The sequence below is a fragment of the Amycolatopsis mongoliensis genome (assembly GCF_030285665.1).
GTDB classification, from domain to species: Bacteria; Actinomycetota; Actinomycetes; order Mycobacteriales; family Pseudonocardiaceae; genus Amycolatopsis; species Amycolatopsis mongoliensis.
The window spans coordinates 5,897,436-5,915,200 of record NZ_CP127295.1 but is presented as its reverse complement, the minus strand read 5'-3'; the positions used below and the strand labels follow the sequence as shown (position 1 = coordinate 5,915,200).

The 17,765-nt window shown below is 71.0% G+C and carries 13 protein-coding genes and 1 pseudogene; 8 read left to right on the top strand and 6 right to left on the bottom strand.

Features of this window, described 5'->3' with window-relative positions; all coding sequences use genetic code 11:
- Window positions 1-95: 95 nt before the first annotated feature.
- The gene (locus QRX60_RS28760) at window positions 96-560 is read right to left on the bottom strand and encodes a MarR family transcriptional regulator (protein WP_286003722.1); all 465 of its coding nucleotides are present in this window, start codon (window positions 558-560) and stop codon (window positions 96-98) included.
- Between the two features lie 87 nt (window positions 561-647).
- On the opposite strand from QRX60_RS28760, the gene QRX60_RS28755 reads away from it, so the two are divergent.
- The 8 genes and pseudogenes from QRX60_RS28755 to QRX60_RS28720 all read left to right on the top strand — a co-directional run.
- On the top strand, window positions 648-1,004 hold the full coding sequence (locus QRX60_RS28755; protein ID WP_285994544.1) for a DUF6292 family protein: 357 nt from the start codon (window positions 648-650) through the stop codon (window positions 1,002-1,004).
- An 80-nt stretch (window positions 1,005-1,084) separates the two neighbouring features.
- Entirely contained in the window at window positions 1,085-2,878 is a 1,794-nt protein-coding gene (locus QRX60_RS28750; RefSeq protein WP_285994543.1) for a thiamine pyrophosphate-requiring protein, read from the top strand.
- On the top strand, window positions 2,878-3,993 hold the full coding sequence (locus QRX60_RS28745) for an enolase C-terminal domain-like protein (RefSeq protein WP_285994542.1): 1,116 nt from the start codon (window positions 2,878-2,880) through the stop codon (window positions 3,991-3,993). Before QRX60_RS28750 ends, QRX60_RS28745 begins: the two co-directional genes overlap by 1 nt.
- Window positions 3,990-7,067: an FAD-binding and (Fe-S)-binding domain-containing protein gene (locus QRX60_RS28740; protein ID WP_285994541.1), complete on the top strand. Its 3,078-nt coding sequence runs from the start codon at window positions 3,990-3,992 to the stop codon at window positions 7,065-7,067. The genes QRX60_RS28745 and QRX60_RS28740 overlap by 4 nt, the downstream gene beginning before the upstream one ends.
- Entirely contained in the window at window positions 7,064-7,372 is a 309-nt protein-coding gene (locus QRX60_RS28735; protein WP_285994540.1) for a hypothetical protein, read from the top strand. Before QRX60_RS28740 ends, QRX60_RS28735 begins: the two co-directional genes overlap by 4 nt.
- Window positions 7,373-7,383: 11 nt before the next feature.
- Window positions 7,384-8,400, top strand: a complete 1,017-nt coding sequence (locus tag QRX60_RS28730; protein ID WP_285994539.1) for an SDR family oxidoreductase — start codon at window positions 7,384-7,386, stop codon at window positions 8,398-8,400.
- On the top strand, window positions 8,397-10,160 hold the full coding sequence (locus QRX60_RS28725) for a glycoside hydrolase family 15 protein (protein ID WP_285994538.1): 1,764 nt from the start codon (window positions 8,397-8,399) through the stop codon (window positions 10,158-10,160). The genes QRX60_RS28730 and QRX60_RS28725 overlap by 4 nt, the downstream gene beginning before the upstream one ends.
- Before the next feature lie 5 nt (window positions 10,161-10,165).
- Window positions 10,166-10,669 (top strand): annotated as a pseudogene (locus QRX60_RS28720) (cbb3-type cytochrome c oxidase subunit I); the annotation flags it as partial.
- 33 nt (window positions 10,670-10,702) lie between these two features.
- Here QRX60_RS28720 and QRX60_RS28715 read toward each other — a convergent pair.
- The 5 genes from QRX60_RS28715 to QRX60_RS28695 form a co-directional block, all read right to left on the bottom strand.
- Window positions 10,703-10,885: a hypothetical protein gene (locus tag QRX60_RS28715; protein WP_285994537.1), complete on the bottom strand. Its 183-nt coding sequence runs from the start codon at window positions 10,883-10,885 to the stop codon at window positions 10,703-10,705.
- Between the two features lie 108 nt (window positions 10,886-10,993).
- Complete coding sequence (gene narI / locus QRX60_RS28710; protein ID WP_285994536.1) at window positions 10,994-11,761, bottom strand: respiratory nitrate reductase subunit gamma; 768 nt, start codon at window positions 11,759-11,761, stop codon at window positions 10,994-10,996.
- On the bottom strand, window positions 11,758-12,399 hold the full coding sequence (narJ, locus tag QRX60_RS28705) for a nitrate reductase molybdenum cofactor assembly chaperone (protein WP_285994535.1): 642 nt from the start codon (window positions 12,397-12,399) through the stop codon (window positions 11,758-11,760). The genes narI and narJ overlap by 4 nt, the downstream gene beginning before the upstream one ends.
- Entirely contained in the window at window positions 12,396-14,090 is a 1,695-nt protein-coding gene (gene narH, locus QRX60_RS28700) for a nitrate reductase subunit beta (protein ID WP_285994534.1), read from the bottom strand. Before narH ends, narJ begins: the two co-directional genes overlap by 4 nt.
- Window positions 14,090-17,752 (bottom strand): nitrate reductase subunit alpha, encoded by a 3,663-nt coding sequence (locus tag QRX60_RS28695; protein ID WP_286003721.1) that lies wholly within the window; start codon window positions 17,750-17,752, stop codon window positions 14,090-14,092. Before QRX60_RS28695 ends, narH begins: the two co-directional genes overlap by 1 nt.
- Window positions 17,753-17,765 lie beyond the last annotated feature (13 nt).

Here is a 17,765-nt window from a genome sequence, read left to right as displayed (position 1 = left end):
GCGCTGGTCGGGCGGGCGGCAAGCTTGAACCGGTCGAGCGAGGCGGGCTTGCCGGCGGAAGCGGTCGGCCTGATCGAAACCGGGCAAAGCGACTCTCATTTGTCATACGCAAGTAAATGTCGGGTCGAATCCCCGACCGCGGCGGCGCGGGCGAAGTCGGCGAAAGCAGTCGTGACACTCGCTCGGACGTCGCCGTCGAGTCGGTCGAGCACGGCGGACAGAGCGCGTCGACGATGCTCGTCGACCCGCTCGATCAGCTGTCGCCCCTTGCCGGTCGGCGCCAAGAGCGTCTCCCGCCTGTTGAGTGGATTCTGGGCCTTCTGCAGCAGGTCAAGGCTCGTCAGGCGCTCACACGCGCGGGTGACGGTCGACGGGTTCATCGCCAGTTCCTCGGCGACGCGGCTCATCGTGACCGGGGTGCGCTCGCCGACGACCCGCAGTGCGTGGAACTGCGTCAAGGTCAGCGACTCGGTAGCGCGCTCGACGGTCGCGTCCGCGATCGCCACCATCGTCCGCAAGGTCGCCAGCGCGGCATCGACGCCGTGATCCGCGTCATTCATTTGCGTCACGCAAGCATAGTACGGGCCAGGACCGGGTACAGCGACTTCAGGCCCGAGCCGCCGGCCGCCGCGGAAGGAGGCGTCACCGTGAAACCGGATCCCGAGTTCACCGAGGCCGCAGCCCTGCGCGACTACGTCGAAACGGTCGCCCGGCTGCTGCTGGTCGAGCCGGCGGCGTCGTGGAGCGCGGTCGGGACCACGTCGACCGCCTACATCGCGCTGTCCCAGCGGAGCCCTCGCCATCCGGGCAGATTGCTGATGGCCCAGTGGACCGACGGGACCGGGTGGTGCCTCGCGCTCGAGCCTGAGCGTGGCGAAGCACCCCTGGTGCTCGCGGCGTGGCCGGAACTCGGACGGCCGGAGCCGGCGGTGGTCGCCCGCCGGGTCCTGACCGCGCTCGGCCAGACCACCGGAAAAACAGAACCGGACATGTTCCCCGAATAGGGATGCTCGACGGGCCGCGGAGTACCGGGTCCGCCACGGGGCATCCGCCAGCACTTTCGACGTACAGGTGAGGAGTTTCCATGACTCAGACGGTCGGCGACTACCTGCTCCAGCGGTTGCGCGAGTGGGGTGTCGAGCAGGTCTTCGCCTACCCGGGCGACGGGATCAACGGCCTCGTCGCCTCGTTCGGCAAGGCGGACAACCAGCCACGCTTCGTCCAAGCACGGCACGAGGAGATGGCCGCCTTCGCAGCGGTCGGGTACGCGAAGTTCAGCGGACGCGTCGGCGTCTGCATGGCCACCTCCGGTCCCGGCGCCATCCACCTGCTCAACGGGCTCTACGACGCGAAACTCGACCACGTCCCGGTCGTCGCGATCGTCGGGCAGACCGCCCGCAGCGCCATGGGCGGCAGCTACCAGCAGGAGATCGACCTGCAGGCGCTCTTCAAGGACGTCGCGAGCGAATACCTCGTCGAGGTCAACGTCGCCGAGCAACTGCCCAACGCGCTCGACCGGGCGATCCGCACGGCGCAAGCGTCCCGCTGCCCGACCGCGCTGATCATCCCCGCCGACCTGCAGGAAGAGCCCTACGAAGCGCCGAAGCACGCCTTCAAGCAGGTGCCCTCCAGCCCGCCGGGCACGTCCTGGTCGGCCCCGGTGCCGCCCGAGCACGACCTCGACGCCGCAGCAGCGGTGCTCAACGCCGGCGAAAAGGTCGCCGTCCTGGTCGGGCAGGGCGCGCGCGGCGCGGCCGAAGAGGTCCGGCAGCTCGCCGAGGTCACCGGCGCGGGGGTGGCGAAGGCGTTGCTGGGCAAGGACGTCCTGTCCGACGAGCTGCCCTACGTCACCGGCGCGATCGGGCTGCTCGGCACCCGGCCGAGCTACGAGCTCATGCGCGACTGCGACACCCTGCTGATCGTCGGCTCGAACTTCCCCTACAGCCAGTTCCTGCCGGACTTCGGCCAGGCCCGCGCCGTGCAGATCGACCTGGACGGCCGGCTCATCGGGATGCGCTACCCGACCGAGGTCAACCTCGTCGGCGATGCCGCGGCCACCCTGCGCGCGCTGCTGCCCAAGCTCACGGGCAAACCGGACCGCTCGTGGCGCGAGACGATCGAGAAGAACGTCGCCTCCTGGTGGGACACCGTCGAGCGGGAAGCCGCGGTGGACGCCGACCCGGTGAACCCGATGGCCATCGTGTCCGAACTGTCGCGCCGGATCCCGGAGAACGCCATCGTCACCGCGGACTCCGGATCCTCCACCAACTGGTACGCCCGCAACCTGCGCATCCGCGGCGACATCCGCGGGTCGCTGTCGGGGACGCTGGCCACCATGGGACCGGGTGTACCGTACGCCATCGGCGCGAAGTTCGCCCACCCGGACCGGCCGGTGATCGCCCTCGTCGGCGACGGCGCCATGCAGATGAACGGCCTCGCCGAGCTGATCACCATCGCCCGCTACCAGCACCTGTGGACCGACCCGACCTGCGTGATCTGCGTCTTCCACAACAACGACCTCAACCAGGTCACCTGGGAGCTGCGCGCGATGGGCGGCGCGCCGAAGTTCGAGGAGTCCCAGAGCCTGCCCGACGTCGACTACGCCGGCTTCGCGCTCTCCCTCGGGCTCACCGCGATCACCGTCGACAAGCCGGACCAGCTCGGCCCGGCCTGGGACACGGCGCTGTCCGCGGGCAAGCCGGCCGTGCTCGACGTCCGCTGCGACCCCGAGGTGCCGCCGATCCCGCCGCACGCCACCTTCGAGCAGATGAAGTCGGCCGCCCAGTCGGTGCTCAAGGGCGATCCGGACGCGTTCCACCTCGTCGTGCAGGGCGTCAAGACGAAGCTGCAGGAGTTCCTGCCCGGCAGGAAGAACTGATGCCCGGCCCGTCCCCCGCCATCGACCGGGTCCGCGCGGACGCCTACCGGGTGCCCACCCCGGCACCCGAGGGCGACGGCACGCTGGCGTGGGAGGCCACGACGATCGTCGTCGTCCGGGTCGACGCCGGACCGGTCGCCGGCCTCGGCTGGACCTACGCCGACGCCTCGTGCGTGCCCCTGATCGCCGGCCCGCTCGCCGCCACGATCACCGGGCGGCCGCTGGCCGACGTGCCGGCCGCGTGGGCGGCCATGCAGCGCGCCATCCGCAACCTCGGCCGGCCCGGCCTGGTGTCGTGCGCTCTGTCCGCGGTCGACGTCGCGTTGTGGGACGCCGCGGCCCGGTGGCTCGATCTGCCGCTGTGCCGCCTGCTCGGGCGCGTCCACGACGCCGTCGACGTCTACGGAAGCGGCGGCTTCACCACGATGTCCGACGGGGAGCTGGTGGCCCAGCTGGATCATTGGGTGCGCCGGCAGCGCATCCCGCGGGTGAAGATCAAGATCGGCGAGTCGTGGGGCGGCACGGTGCGCCGCGACCTCGACCGTGTCGCGCTGACCCGCGACAAGGTCGGTGACGACGTCGAGATCTTCGTCGACGCCAACGGCGCCTATTCGGCCGGGCAGGCCCGCCGCGTCGCCGAACGCCTGCTGGAGTGGGGCGTCACCTGGTTCGAAGAACCCGTCTCCAGCGACGACCTCGCGGGGCTCGCGGCCGTCCGTTTCCCGGGCGGCCCCGACGTCGCCGCCGGGGAGTACGGCTACGACCTGTCCTACTTCGCGCGGATGCTCCCGGCCGTCGACTGCCTGCAGGTCGACGTCACCCGCTGCGGCGGGTTCACCGAATGGCGCCGCGCCACCGCCCTCGCCGCCGCGGCCAACCGGGACGTCTCCGCGCACTGCGCGCCGAACCTCTCCGCGCACGCCGCCGTCGCGACGCAGAACTTCCGGCACATCGAATGGTTCGCCGACCACGACCGCATCGAGCGGCTGTTCTTCGACGGCTGCCTCGACCCCACCGGCGGCACCGTCAGCCCCTCGGTGTCCGCACCCGGCCACGGACTCACCTTCCGGGCCGACGCCGCGGCCGAGTACTCGATCCGAAGGAGGAATCCGTGACCCAGGTGGAGCTGCCCGCCCCGGTGATCCGGCGCCCGGAACGTCCCGACATCGACCTCGCCGCCCTCACCGGCGCGCTGCGGGATCGCGTCCGGGGTGAAGTCCGGTTCGATCCGGGTTCCCGTGCCGCCTACTCGACCGATGCCTCGAACTTCCGGCAGGTCCCCCTCGGCGTCGTCGTGCCCCGCACGCCCGAGGACGCGGCCGAAGCGCTCGCCGTCGCACGCGACTTCGGCGCGCCGGTGCTGTCCCGCGGCGGCGGGACGAGCCTGGCCGGGCAGTGCACCAACACCGCCGTGGTGCTCGACTGGTCGAAGTACTGCACGACACTGGAGTCCGTCGACGCCGAAGCGCGCACTTGCGTCGTGCAACCGGGCATCGTGCTCGACGAGCTGAACCGGCAGCTCGCCGACACCGGCCTGCGCTACGGGCCGGAACCGGCCACGCACATGAACTGCACCCTCGGCGGGATGATCGGCAACAACTCCTGCGGCGCCACCGCCCAGCGCACCGGCAAGGTCGTCGACAACATCGCCCGCCTGGAAGTCCTCCTGGCCGACGGCACCCGGTTCTGGTGCGGCGAGACCACCGACGAGGAGTACACCGAGATCGAACGCCACGGCGACCCGCGCGCCGCGATCTACCGCCGGCTGCGCCGGCTGCGCGACGAGTACGCCGAGGAGATCCGCCGCCGGTTCCCCGACATCCCGCGCCGCGTCTCCGGCTACAACCTGGATTCCCTGCTGCCGGAACACCAGTTCGACGTCGCCGGGCTGCTCGTCGGCTCCGAATCCACATTGGTCACCGTGCTGCGCGCCGAGCTGAAGCTCGTCCCGGTGCTGCCCGAACGCACGCTCGTCGTGCTGGGCTACCCGGACATCGCGACCGCCGCCGACGCCGTGCCGGCCATCCTCCCGCACGAACCGGTCGCGCTCGAAGGCGTCGACCACAAGCTGATCCGGGACCAGCAGATCAAGGGCATGAACCCGCAGGCGCTTTCCGAGCTGCCGCAGGGGCGCGCGTTCCTGATGGTCCAGTTCGCCGCGTCCACGCACGACGAGGCCGACCGGCAGGCACACACGATGCTCGAGGCGCTGCACGACACCGAGCACGAGGCCGACGTCGAGTTCCTCGACGACCCGGCTCGCGAGAACGAGCTGTGGCAGGTCCGCGAAGCCGGGCTCGGCGCCACCGCGCACCTGCCCGGCAAACGCGACACCTTCGAAGGCTGGGAGGATTCCGCCGTCGCCCCGGAACGGCTCGGGGACTACCTGCGGCGGCTCACACGGCTGTACGAGGAGTTCGGCTACGCCGGCGACACCGGGCCCAGCCTCTACGGCCACTTCGGACAGGGCTGCGTGCACACCCGCATCCCGTTCGACCTCTACAGCGCCGACGGCGTCGCGACCTACCGCCGGTTCATGGAACGCGCGGCCGACCTCGTCGCCGAGTTCGGCGGTTCCTTCTCCGGCGAGCACGGCGACGGCCAGTCCCGGGGCGAGCTTCTGCCGAAGATGTTCGGTACCGAGATCGTCACGGCGTTCGGGCGGCTGAAGGCGATCTTCGACCCGGACGACCGGATGAACCCCGGCAAGGTCGTCGCCCCCTACCGCCTCGACGAGAACCTGCGCCTCGGCGGCAGCTGGGCGCCGGCCGACCCGCAAGGCCTGCACTTCCGGTTCCCCGACGACGGAGGCTCCTTCGCCCAGGCCGCCAATCGCTGCGTCGGGGTCGGGCGCTGCCGGCAGCACACCACCAGCGGCGGCGAGGTCATGTGCCCCTCCTACCAGGTCACCGGCGAAGAAGAGCATTCCACCCGCGGCCGGGCGCGGCTGCTGTTCGAGATGCTCGACGGGCACGGCGACAGCCCCGTCGGCGATGGCTGGCGGTCGACCGAAGTCCGCGACGCTCTCGATCTCTGCCTGTCCTGCAAGGGATGCAAGACCGACTGTCCGGCCAATGTGGACATGGCGACGTACAAGGCGGAGTTCCTGTCCCACCACTACGAAGGCCGTCCGTGGCGACGGCCGCGCTCGGACTTCACGATGGGCTGGCTGCCCGCCGTCGCCCAGGTCGTCGGCAAGCTCCGCGCCGGGAAGCTGGTCAACGCGCTGACGCACACCCCTGGGCCGGCCCGGCTCGCCACGTTGGCCGCGGGAGTCGAGAATCGCGAGATCCCGCTGTTCGCCGGAGAAACGCTGCAGCAGTGGTTCTCCCGCCGCGCGCCCCGCGGCACCGGTGCGCGCGGCACGGTGCTGCTGTGGCCGGACACCTTCACCAATTCCTTCCACCCGCACGTCGGCCAGGCGGCCGTGCGGATCATGGAGGACGCCGGGTGGCGGGTCACCATGCCGGCGAACCCGGTCTGCTGTGCCCTGACCTGGATCTCCACCGGCCAGCTCGGCACCGCCAAGCACATCCTCGCCCGCACCGTGCGGGAACTGGCCCCGCACTTGCGGGACGGCGGGCTCATCGTCGGCTTGGAACCGAGCTGCACCGCGGTCTTCCGCTCCGACGCCTTCGACCTGTTCCCCGGCGACCAGGACGTCCGGCGGCTGCGCGAGCAGACCGTCACCCTCGCCGAGCTGCTCACCGAACGCTCCCCCGGCTACCGGCCGCCGCAGCTGGACGCGAAGGCGATCGCGCAGGTCCACTGCCACCAGCACGCGATCATGGGCTGGGACGCCGACCGGCAATTGCTGAAGTCCGCCGGTGTTGTTGCCGAGCACCTCGACTCGGGGTGCTGCGGCTTGGCCGGCAACTTCGGCTTCGAGAAAGGCCACCTCGAGGTCAGCGAAGCCTGCGCCGAGCGCGTTCTGCTCCCCCGCGTGCGTGAGGCCGACGGCGACACGGTCGTCCTGGCCGACGGCTTCAGCTGCCGCACCCAGATCCACCAGCTCGACAGCAACGACCGCGAAGGCGTCCACCTCGCCGAACTGCTCGCCACCGGGTTGGACGACGACCCGGTCCCCCCGGCGCCATCCCGGCGTGGCGCGCTGCTCGCCGGCCTCGCGATCGGCGCCACCGCCGCCGGGATCGCCGCGCGTCGCCTCGCACGGCGGAGGACGCGATGAGGGCCCGGCAGGTCGCCGCCCTGCGCGCGGTGTGGGGAGGCATCCTGCTGGCCGCTTCCCGGACGGTGTTCCGGGAGCGACGGGAGCAAGCACAGGTCGGGACCGCGCTGGGCGTGCGCCACGTGGTCCAGGCGGCCGTCACGCTGGCGAAACCGGACAGCACCCGGTGGATGTGGACCATCGACGCCGCGCACGGCGTGAGCATGCTCGGACTGGCCGCCGCGGCACCCCGATGGCGGACCTTCGCCCTGACGAGCGCCGCCGGTGCCGCCACCTGGGCGATCGCCGCCCGCACCGCTCGGTAGAGAGGAATCCTATGACAGACACCCGGAACCAAGTGGTCGTCGTGACCGGCGCCAGCGGCGGGATCGGCCGCGCCGTGGCCCGCGCGTTCGGCGCCCGGCACGCCCGCGTCGCGCTCCTCGCGCGCGGCGAGAAAGGCCTGAAGGCGGCCGCCGACGACATCCGCGCCGCCGGCGGTACCGCGCTCGCCCTCCCCACCGACGTCGCCGACGTCGAGCAGGTCGACGCCGCCGCCGACCGGGTCGAGGAGGAGCTCGGGCCGATCGACGTGTGGGTCAACGTCGCGTTCACCTCGGTGTTCGCCCGCTTCGCCGACATCCGGCCCGAGGAGTTCCGCCGCGTCACCGAGGTCAGCTACCTCGGCTACGTCTACGGCACCATGGCCGCACTCGACCGGATGAAACCCCGCGACCACGGCACGGTCGTGCAGGTCGGCTCGGCGCTGGCCTACCGCGGCATCCCGCTGCAGACCGCCTACTGCGGTGCCAAGCACGCGGTCCAAGGCTTCCACGAGTCCCTGCGCTGCGAACTGCTGTCCGAACGCAGCAAGGTCCGCGTCACGATGGTGCAGATGCCCGCGGTCAACACCCCGCAGTTCTCCTGGGTGCTCTCCCGGCTGCCGCACCACGCCCAGCCCGTCCCGCCGATCTACCAGCCCGAGGTCGCCGCCCGTGCTGTCCTGTACGCCGCCGACCACCCGCGCCGGCGCGAATACTGGGTCGGTGGCAGCACCGTCGGCACCCTGATCGCCAACGCCGTCGCCCCGGGCGTCCTCGACCGCTACCTCGCCGACACCGGCCTGCGGTCCCAGCAGACCGCCCACCCCAAGCCGGCCGACCAGCCGGCGAACCTGTGGCACCCCGCCGACGGTCCACGTGGTCACGACTTCGGCGCCCACGGTGAGTTCGACGCCAAGTCCTCGCCGCGCAGCCTCCAGCTTTGGGCCAGCCAGCACCACGGCCTGCTCGCCGCGGGCGGAAGCGCGCTCGCCGCGACGGCACTCGCCCTGTGGCGGCGAACCCGATCATGAGTGCCTGGCAGGACTTCCCACCGCACGTCCTGCGCGAATACGCGTTGCTGGCCGACGGCGAACGCGGCGCACTGTGCGGCCCCCGCGGTGACATCGCGTGGCTCTGCGCCCCCGGCTGGTCCGACAGCGCCGTGTTCTCCTCCTTGATCGGCGGCCGCGGCGCCTACTCGGTCAGCCCGGCGGCCACCTGCGTCTGGGGTGGCTACTACGAGCCGGACACGCTGATCTGGCGCAGCCGATGGGTCAGCACGGACACCGTGGTGGAATGCCGCGACGCGCTCGCCTACCCCGCCGATCCCCGGCGCGTTGTGCTCCTCCGCCGCATCGAGGCCGTCGAGCGAGACGTCCGGATGCACGTCCAGCTGGATCTGCGGGACGCGTTCGGCAGCCGATCGATGCGCGAACTCGCCCTCGACGAGGGCGCCTGGACCGCCCGCACCGGTGACCTGCGGATCCGCTGGTCCGGCGCTGCGGCCGCCCGCCCCGACGATCAGGGCCGGCTCGGCTTCGAGCTGACCGTGCCCGGCGGTACCCGGCACGACCTGGTCCTGGAGATCAGCGACCGGCGACTGCCACCCCCTCCCGAAGCCGGCAAGCTGTGGGCCGCGACCGAGCACGCCTGGCACACGGCCGTTCCCAGGCTCGAGGACACCGTCGCGCCACGAGACGCCGGACACGCGTACGCCGTACTCCGCGGCCTGACCACCCACGGCGGCGGCATGGTCGCCGCCGCCACGATGGGCCTGCCCGAACGCGCCGAGGCCGGCCGCAACTACGACTACCGCTACGTGTGGCTGCGCGATCAGTGCTACGCCGGAATCGCCGCCTCGATCGCCGAAGCACACCCGCTGCTCGACGACGCCGTCGCCTTCACCGCCGCCCGCGTCCTCGAACACGGGGACAAGCTGCTGCCCGCCTACCGACCCGACGGCACCCCGCCACCCGACGAAACCACCCTGCACCTGCCCGGCTACCCCGGCGGGAACCCGGTCGTGGGCAACCACGTCAACGGCCAGTTCCAGCTCGACACCCTCGGCGAAATGCTGCAGCTCTACGCGGCCGCGGCCCGCCACGACCACCTCACCGCCGACGTCGAACCCGCGATCGACCTCTGCGTCGATCTGATCACCCGCCGCTGGGACCAACCCGAGGCCGGGGTGTGGGAGCTGCACGACGACTGGTGGAGCCACTCCCGCCTCGCCTGCGTCGCCGGACTCCGCGCGATCGCCCCGCACCACACCGCGCACCGCGGCGCCGAACTGTCCGGCCTGGCCGACAAGCTCCTCGCCGAAACCACCCGCCGCTGCATCGGCCGACGCGGCGCCTGGGAGCGAACCCCGAACCTCCCCGGCACCGACGCCGCGCTCCTGCTGCCGCCGGTCCGCGGAGCCCTGCCGGCCGACGACCCCCGCACGACCGCGACCCTCGCGGCCGTCCGGTCCGACCTGTGCGAAGACGGCTACGCCTACCGCTTCGCCCCGGACGACCGGCCCCTGGGTGACGCCGAAGGCGCCTTTCTCCTGTGCGGCTTCGTCATGTCGCTGGCCGAATGGCACCAAGGCCACCACGTCGAGGCGTTCCGCTGGTTCGAACGCAACCGCGCCGCCTGCGGCCCACCCGGTCTGCTGGCCGAAGAGTACGACGTCCGGCAACGACAACTGCGCGGCAACCTGCCCCAGGCATTCGTGCACGCCCTGCTGCTCGAAACGTCACATCGGCTCACCGCCGCGCCCCCGCACATCGAATCGAGGCATCGATGACGGCGGCAACCGAACTGGCCCGCCCCGGCCTGCAGTTCCTCTCGCCCGAGCAGTACAACCAGCTTTTCACCATGCACGGCACGATCATGCTGCTGCTCTACGCCACCCCGAACCTCTTCGGGTTCGCCAACTACATCCTGCCGCTGCAGATCGGCGCGCCCGACGTCGCCTTCCCGCGGCTCAACGGCTTCGCCTACTGGCTCTACCTGTTCGGCGGGCTGATCGTGATCAGCTCGTTCCTCACCCCGGGCGGCGCGCCCGACTTCGGCTGGACGGCCTACACACCGCTGTCCAACGCCATCCACTCCCCAGGCGTCGGCGGCGACCTGTGGATCATGGGCCTGATCGTGTCCGGGCTCGGCACCATCCTCGGCGCGGTCAACATGATCACCACGATCGTCTGCCTGCGCGCACCCGGGATGACGATGTGGCGGATGCCGCTGTTCACCTGGAACATCCTGTTCACCGCCATCCTCATCCTGCCGGCATTCCCGATCCTCACCGCCGCGACTGCAGCCCCGGTCGGGCGAGTTCCCCGTGCATCAGCAGCGCCATGAGATCGCGGCCGGGAAGAACGCGAACGCCGTCACCGTGTACATGATCCCGATCAGCTTCGGATCGGTGGTGTGCGCCACCCGGACGAGCAGAGCGCCCTTGCGGCCGGACCGCGCTTCGCGGAGCGAGCCCGGCACCGGCCTGGGCCTGATCGGAGTTGTGTCGACCATCGCGTACCACCCTCGATCGACGGTGTCGCCTGCTTCGGTCCAGAGTTCATTCGGACACCGGCGCCGCCCGGATGTCCAGTCACCCGGTGCAGCGAACGGGGGAGATCGTCAGTTGACGCGTTCCCAGCCGCGGCGGGGCTTGCGGGCACCGAGCCGGATGTCCCGGCTGCGGTAGACGATATAGGGCCGGGTGAGGTAACCCAGCGGCATCGAGAACACGTGCACGAGGCGGCTGAACGGCCAGAACGCGAACAGCGCCCAGGCGGCCAGGACGTGCAGCCGGAACCCGAGGGGGGCTTCGAGCATCAGGGACGTCCGCGGCTGGAAGGCGAAGATCGACCGGAACCAGGGAGCGACGGTTTCGCGGTAGTCGTGCGGGTGACCGGTGAGGTTGCCGAGCACGGTGGTCCCGAGCCCGAGCAGGATGGTGCCGACCAGCAGGACGTACATGACCTTGTCGTTGCGGGTGGTGGCGGAGAAGACGGGCCCGACGGTGCGGCGGCGGTAAACGAGGATGGCCGCGCCGGCGAGGGTGCAGAACCCGGCGAGCACGCCGAGCGTGACGGCCATGACGTGGTAGGCGGTCTCGCTGATGCCAAGGGCTTCGGTCCAGGACTTCGGGATCAGCAGGCCGCCGACGTGGCCGAGCGCGACGAGCAGGATGCCGAAGTGGAACAGCGGGCTGCCCATGCGCAGCAGCCGGTTCTCGTAGAGCTGGGAAGAGCGGGTGGTCCAGCCGAACTTGTCGTAGCGGTAGCGCCAGTAGTGCCCGACCACGAAGACCGCGATGGACATGTAGGGCACGGCGACCCACAGCACGATGTCCAGGGCGCTCACCGGGGTCTCGGCGGCTTCGGCGAGGAGCTGCGTGCTCATCGACGGGCTCCTTCGGGATCGGGCATGTACTCGGGCGGGGCGAAGGGGGCGAGGCCGACTTCTTCCTCGGGCGGCCCTTCGGCGGCCAGCCGCGCGACGGCGTCGTGGTCACGGCCGTTCAGCGGCGGCAGGGTGGCGGAGACGGAGTCCAGCACGGCCGCCCACGGCGACCCGGTCTCGTGCAGGCCGAGCCGCATGAGTTCGAGGCCGGCCCGGTGTTCGGTGAGCAGCCGCACGCCCGTCTCGGCGTTTCCGGCGGCGGCGAATTCGAGGACGACGGCGAGGTGGTCGGGCAGTTCGCTGTCGTCGAGCCGCAGGCCGGCGGCGCGGTAGGCGTGCTTGAACCGCAGCAGTGCCATCCCCCGCTTGCGCGTGTCGCCGTAGGCGAAGTACGTGAGGTAGGGGCTGAACCGCTTCCGGTGGTCGAACGTCGCGACGTAGTCGGCGGCGAGCCCGGCGAGCGGCGTGGCGGTCACGTGGCCGAGGAACGTCGCCAGCGGCCCGGCGAGCGAAGCCGGCAACGTCCCGGTCGCGGCCCGCAGCAGCGGGACGCGTTCGAGCAGCAGTTCGTCGGGGTAGCTCAGCAACACGGACTGCACTTGCCAGGCCGTGGCGCGGTGGCGGTCGGTGACGGTCATGGTTTCGGCTCCACCTCCCCCGCCGGATCGCCGCCGCCGGGCCGGTCGCGGGGCGGGAAGAGGCCGTCCGGGCGGCCCTTGCCGTCCCAGTTGAGGAGGTTGACCCGGCGGCCCTTGTCCACGGGCGCGGCGAGGGTGTCGGTGGTCTGGCGGTCGCGCAGCATGCGGAAGTTCTCCACCGCGATCGGGGACGGGCCGCCGGAGCTTTCGCCGAACGGGCCGGAGCCGGTCATGCCGGGACCGCCTTCGTAGTCGAGGCTGCACTCGGTGGCGAGTTCCTCGAGACCGTGGGCCTGCTCGGCGTGCGCGGGCGGGATGACGTAGCGCTCGTCGTACTTGGCCAGCGCCAGCAGCCGGTACATGTCGTAGACCTGTTCCCCGGTCATGCCGACCTTTTCGGCGATGGCCTCCTGGGGTTCGCGGCCGAGGTTGATGTCGCGCATGTAGCTGCGCATCGCGGCCAGCCGTCGCAGCACTGCGTTGACCGGCTCGACGTCGCCCGCGGTGAACAGCTCGGCGAGGTATTCCACCGGGATGCGCAGCGCGTCGATCGCGGCGAAGAGGTTGCCGTGGTCTTCGGCGTCGTGGCCGGTGTCGCGCACGATGTCGACGACTGGCGACAGCGGCGGGATGTACCAGACCATCGGCATGGTGCGGTATTCCGGGTGCAGCGGCAACGCCACCCGGTAGGTGTTGATGAGCGCGTGGATCGGCGACCGGCGCGCGGCCTCGATCCAGTCCAGCGGTATGCCCGCGCGTTCGGCTTCGTGTTGCACCTGCCGGTCTTCCGGATCGAGCAGGACGTCGCACTGGGCGTCGTAGAGGTCGTGTTCGTCCGGAGTGGACGCTGCTTCGAGAACCTTGTCGGCGTCGTAGAGCACGAGGCCGATGTAGCGCAGCCGGCCGACGCACGTTTCGGCGCAGACCGTCGGCAGACCCACTTCGATGCGGGGAAAGCAGAACGTGCACTTCTCGGCTTTGCCGGTGCGGTGGTTGAAGTAGACCTTCTTGTACGGGCAGCCGGACACGCACATCCGCCAGCCGCGGCAGCGGTCCTGGTCGACCAGCACGATGCCGTCCTCGCTGCGCTTGTAGATCGCCCCCGAGGGGCAGGACGCGGCGCAGGAGGGGTTGAGGCAGTGTTCGCAGATCCGCGGCAGGTAGAACATGAACGTCTGCTCGAACTCGAACTTCACCTTGTCGGCGAGGTTCTTCAGCAGCGGGTCCTTGCTGCCGTGCTCGGGCGCGCCGCCGAGGTCGTCGTCCCAGTTGGCCGACCAGGAGATCTTCATGTCCTTGCCGCTGATCAGCGATTTCGGCCGGGCGACCGGCGTGTGCTCCTGCCGCGGTGCGGTGGTGAGGTTCTCGTAGTCGTAGGTCCAGGGCTCGTAGTAGTCGTCGATCGAGGGCAGCTTGGGGTTGCTGAAGATGGTCAGCAGCTTGCGCAGCCGGCCCCCGCCCGTGAGCTTCAACCGGCCCCGGCGGCCGAGCGTCCAGCCGCCGCGCCAGCGTTCCTGGTCCTCGTACGTGCGCGGATACCCCTGCCCGGGGCGGGTTTCGACGTTGTTGAACCAGACGTACTCGACGCCGGAGCGGTTGGTCCAGGCCTGTTTGCAGGTGACCGAGCAGGTGTGGCAGCCGATGCACTTGTCGAGGTTCATCACCATCGCCATCTGGGCCATGACGCGCATCAGTAGGTCACCTCCTGGTTCCGGCGGCGGATGATCGTCACTTCGTCGCGCTGGTTGCCGGTCGGGCCGAGGTAGTTGAAGGCGAACGACAGCTGCGCGTAGCCGCCGATGAGGTGCGACGGCTTGATCAGCAGCCGGGTCAGCGAGTTGTGGATGCCGCCGCGTTTCCCGGACGTCTCCGCGCGGGGCACGTCGATCAGGCGGTCCTGGGCGTGGTGCATGTAGACGGTGCCCTCGGGCATCCGGTGCGACACGATCGCCCGGGCGACGACGACGCCGTTGCGGTTGACCGCCTCGATCCAGTCGTTGTCGGCGATCCCGGCCTTGCCGGCGTCCTGGGTGGACATCCAGATCGTGGGGCCGCCCCGGGACAGGCTGAGCATGAACAGGTTGTCCTGGTACTCGGAGTGGATCGACCACTTGCTGTGCGGGGTGAGGTACCGGACGGTGACGCCGAGTTCGGTCTGTTCGCCGATGCGGGGCTCGCCGAACAGGGCGGTCATGTCCAGCGGGGGCCGGAACACCGGCAGCCCTTCGCCCAGCTCGGTCATCCAGTCGTGGTCGAGGTAGAAGTGCTGCCGCCCGGTGAGGGTGTGCCACGGTTTGCGGCGTTCGACGTTGATGGTGAACGGCGAATAGCGGCGGCCGCCCGTTTCGCTGCCGGACCACTCCGGCGAGGTGATCACCGGGACCGGCGCGGACTGGGTGTCGGCGAAGGTGATCTGCTTGCCCTCGTGCTCGGCGGCCAGGTCCGCCAGCCGCGTGCCCGTGCGTTGTTCGAGGGTGCGGAAGCCCTGCGTCGCGAGGTGCCCGTTCGTGGTGCCGGACAGCGCGAGGATCGCCTCGCAGGCGTGCACGTCCCGCACCAGCGACGGACGCCCGTCGGCGGGGCCGCCGCGGATCGCGCCGTTCTTGTGCCGCAGGTACTCGACCTCGCGGCCGACGTCGAAGGTGACCCCCTTGGTGGTGGCGCCGAGTTCCTCCGCGAGCGGTCCCAGGGCCCGCATCTTCGCCGCGACCGCGCCGTAGTCGCGTTCCACCACGACGAGCTTCGGCAGGGTGACCCCGGGGACCGGTTCGCACTCGCCGGTCTTCCAGTCGCGCACCCGCCCGTGCGGGGTCGCCAGCTCGTCGGGGGTGTCGTGCAGCAGCGGCACCGCGACGACGTCCTTGCGCACGCCGAGGTGGGTTTCGGCGAGCCGGCTGAAGACGTCGGCGATGGCCTGGAACGCGGCCCAGTCGGTGCGGGTCTGCCACGGGGGCGCGATCGCCGGGTTGAACGAATGCACGAACGGGTGCATGTCGGTGGTGTTGAGGTCGTGCTTCTCGTACCAGGTCGCCGCGGGCAGCACGACGTCGGAGAAGACGGTGGTGCTGGTCATCCGGAAGTCCAGCGTCAGCAGCAGGTCCAGCTTCCCCGCCGGCGCCTCCTCGTGCCACACCACGTCCTTCGGCCGGGCCCCGGGCGGGGTTTCCGCCGCGCGGACCGAGGAGTCGGTGCCCAGCAGGTGCTTGAGGAAGTACTCGTTGCCCTTGGCCGACGAACCGAGCAGGTTCGCCCGCCAGATGCTCAGCACGCGCGGGAAGTTCTCCGGCGCGTCCGGGTCTTCGCAGGCGAACCGCAGGTTCCCGGCCTTCAGCTCCGCGACCACGTGCTCGCCTGCCGGTTTCCCGGCGCGCTCGGCGTCGTCGGCCAGGTCCAGCGGGTTGCGGTCGAACGTCGGGTACGACGGCATCCAGCCCAGCCGGGCTGCCTGCGCGATGACGTCGGCGGTGGTCTTGCCGGCCAGCTGCCCGCCGGCGGTGGCCGCGGCCAGGGTGTCCGCGCCGAAGGCGTCGTAGCGGAACTGGTCGGTGTGCAGGTACCAGTAGGCGGTCTGGATCATCTGCCGGGGCGGGCGGGACCAGTCCAGCCCGAACGCCAGCTGCGACCAGCCGGTGACCGGCCGGCACTTCTCCTGCCCGACGTAGTGCGCCCACCCGCCGCCGTTGACCCCCTGGCAGCCGGTCAGCGTGGTGAGGGTGAGGAAGGCCCGGTAGATGGTGTCGGAGTGGAACCAGTGGTTGGTCCCGGCCCCCATGACGATCATCGAGCGGCCCCGGGATTCTTCGGCGTTGGCGGCGAACTCGCGGCCGATCCGCGCCGCGGCCTGGGCCGGGACGCCGGTCAGCGCTTCCTGCCACGCCGGGGTGTAGGGCTCTTCTGCGTCGTCGTAGCCGGTCGGCCAGGTGCCCGGCAGGCCGTCGCGGTGCACGCCGTACTGGGCCAGCAGCAGGTCGAACACCGTGGTGACCAGGTGCCCGCCGACGCGCCGCACCGGCACGCCGCGGCGCAGGGTCGTGGCCGAGCCGTCCGGCGCGTCGAACCGGGGCAGGTCCACCTCGACCGCGTCCCCGCCGTGCAGGGACAGCTCCGGGACGACGTCGCCGAGCTCCAGGTTCCAGCGGCCGGCCCCCTGTTCGCCGAAGCGGTGCCCCAGCGAGCCGTTCGGCACCACCGGCTCCCCGGTCGCCGAATCCAGCAGTACGGTCTTGAAGGCCGCGTTCTCCGCCTCGGCGTGGCCGTCCAGGTCGGCCGCGGTGAGGAACTTGCCGGGTACGAAGCCGTTTTCCCGGCCCTCCAGCCGGACCAGGAACGGCAGGTCGGTGTAGCGGCGGACGTAGTCGGTGAAGTACGGCACCTGCTTCTCGGCGAAGAACTCGCGCAGGATCACGTGGCCCATCGCCATGGCCAGCGCGCCGTCGGTGCCGGGCCGGGCGGGCAGCCACTCGTCGGCGAACTTGACGTTGTCCGCGTAGTCCGGGGCGACTGCGACGACCTTCTGGCCGCGGTAGCGGGCTTCGGCCATCCAGTGCGCGTCCGGGGTGCGCGTCACCGGCAGGTTCGAACCCCACATGATCAGGTAGCCGGCGTCCCACCAGTCCCCGGACTCCGGCACGTCGGTCTGGTCGCCGAACACCTGCGGCGAGGCCACCGGCAGGTCGGCGTACCAGTCGTAGAAGGACAGCATCGACCCGCCGAGCAGGGACACGAACCGTGCGCCGGAGGCGTGGGACACCATCGACATCGCCGGGATCGGCGAGAACCCGGCGACGCGGTCCGGGCCGTAGCGCTTGATCGTGTGCACGTGCGCGGCGGCGACCAGCTCGGTCGCCTCGTCCCAGGTCGCCCGCACGAGCCCGCCCTTGCCGCGCGCCGCCTTGTACCGGCGCGCCCGCTCGGGGTCCTCGACGATCTCCGCCCACGCTTCCACCGGATCGCCGGTACGGGCCTTGGCCTCCCGGTACATCTCCAGCAGCACCCCGCGGACGTAGGGGTAGCGCACCCGCGTCGGCGAGTAGGTGTACCAGGAGAACGCGGCTCCCCGCGGGCACCCGCGGGGCTCGTACTCGGGCCGGTCCGGGCCGACCGACGGGTAGTCGGTCTGCTGGGCCTCCCAGGTGATGATCCCGTCCTTGACGTAGACCTTCCACGAACACGACCCGGTGCAGTTCACCCCGTGGGTCGAGCGCACCACCTTGTCGTGGCTCCACCGGTCCCGGTAGAACTCGTCGGCCTGCCGGCCGCCGATCTTGTGCAGCGTCCGCAGGTCCTCGGACACGTCCGCGCGGGTGAAGAACCGGCGGGTGCGGACCAGGGCGTCGGTCAGTTCGGAGTCCAGGCCCGTCTCGCGC

Bases quoted from the DNA above. Each gene is read 5' to 3' on its own strand.
- QRX60_RS28725 (WP_285994538.1), top strand. From the start codon at position 8,397: ATGAGTGCCTGGCAGGACTTCCCACCGCACGTCCTGCGCGAATACGCG.
- QRX60_RS28760 (WP_286003722.1), bottom strand. From the start codon at position 560: ATGAATGACGCGGATCACGGCGTCGATGCCGCGCTGGCGACCTTGCGG.
- narJ (WP_285994535.1), bottom strand. From the start codon at position 12,399: ATGACCGTCACCGACCGCCACCGCGCCACGGCCTGGCAAGTGCAGTCC.
- QRX60_RS28715 (WP_285994537.1), bottom strand. From the start codon at position 10,885: ATGGTCGACACAACTCCGATCAGGCCCAGGCCGGTGCCGGGCTCGCTC.
- QRX60_RS28730 (WP_285994539.1), top strand. From the start codon at position 7,384: ATGACAGACACCCGGAACCAAGTGGTCGTCGTGACCGGCGCCAGCGGC.
- narI (WP_285994536.1), bottom strand. From the start codon at position 11,761: ATGAGCACGCAGCTCCTCGCCGAAGCCGCCGAGACCCCGGTGAGCGCC.
- QRX60_RS28745 (WP_285994542.1), top strand. From the start codon at position 2,878: ATGCCCGGCCCGTCCCCCGCCATCGACCGGGTCCGCGCGGACGCCTAC.
- QRX60_RS28750 (WP_285994543.1), top strand. From the start codon at position 1,085: ATGACTCAGACGGTCGGCGACTACCTGCTCCAGCGGTTGCGCGAGTGG.
- QRX60_RS28735 (WP_285994540.1), top strand. From the start codon at position 7,064: ATGAGGGCCCGGCAGGTCGCCGCCCTGCGCGCGGTGTGGGGAGGCATC.
- narH (WP_285994534.1), bottom strand. From the start codon at position 14,090: ATGCGCGTCATGGCCCAGATGGCGATGGTGATGAACCTCGACAAGTGC.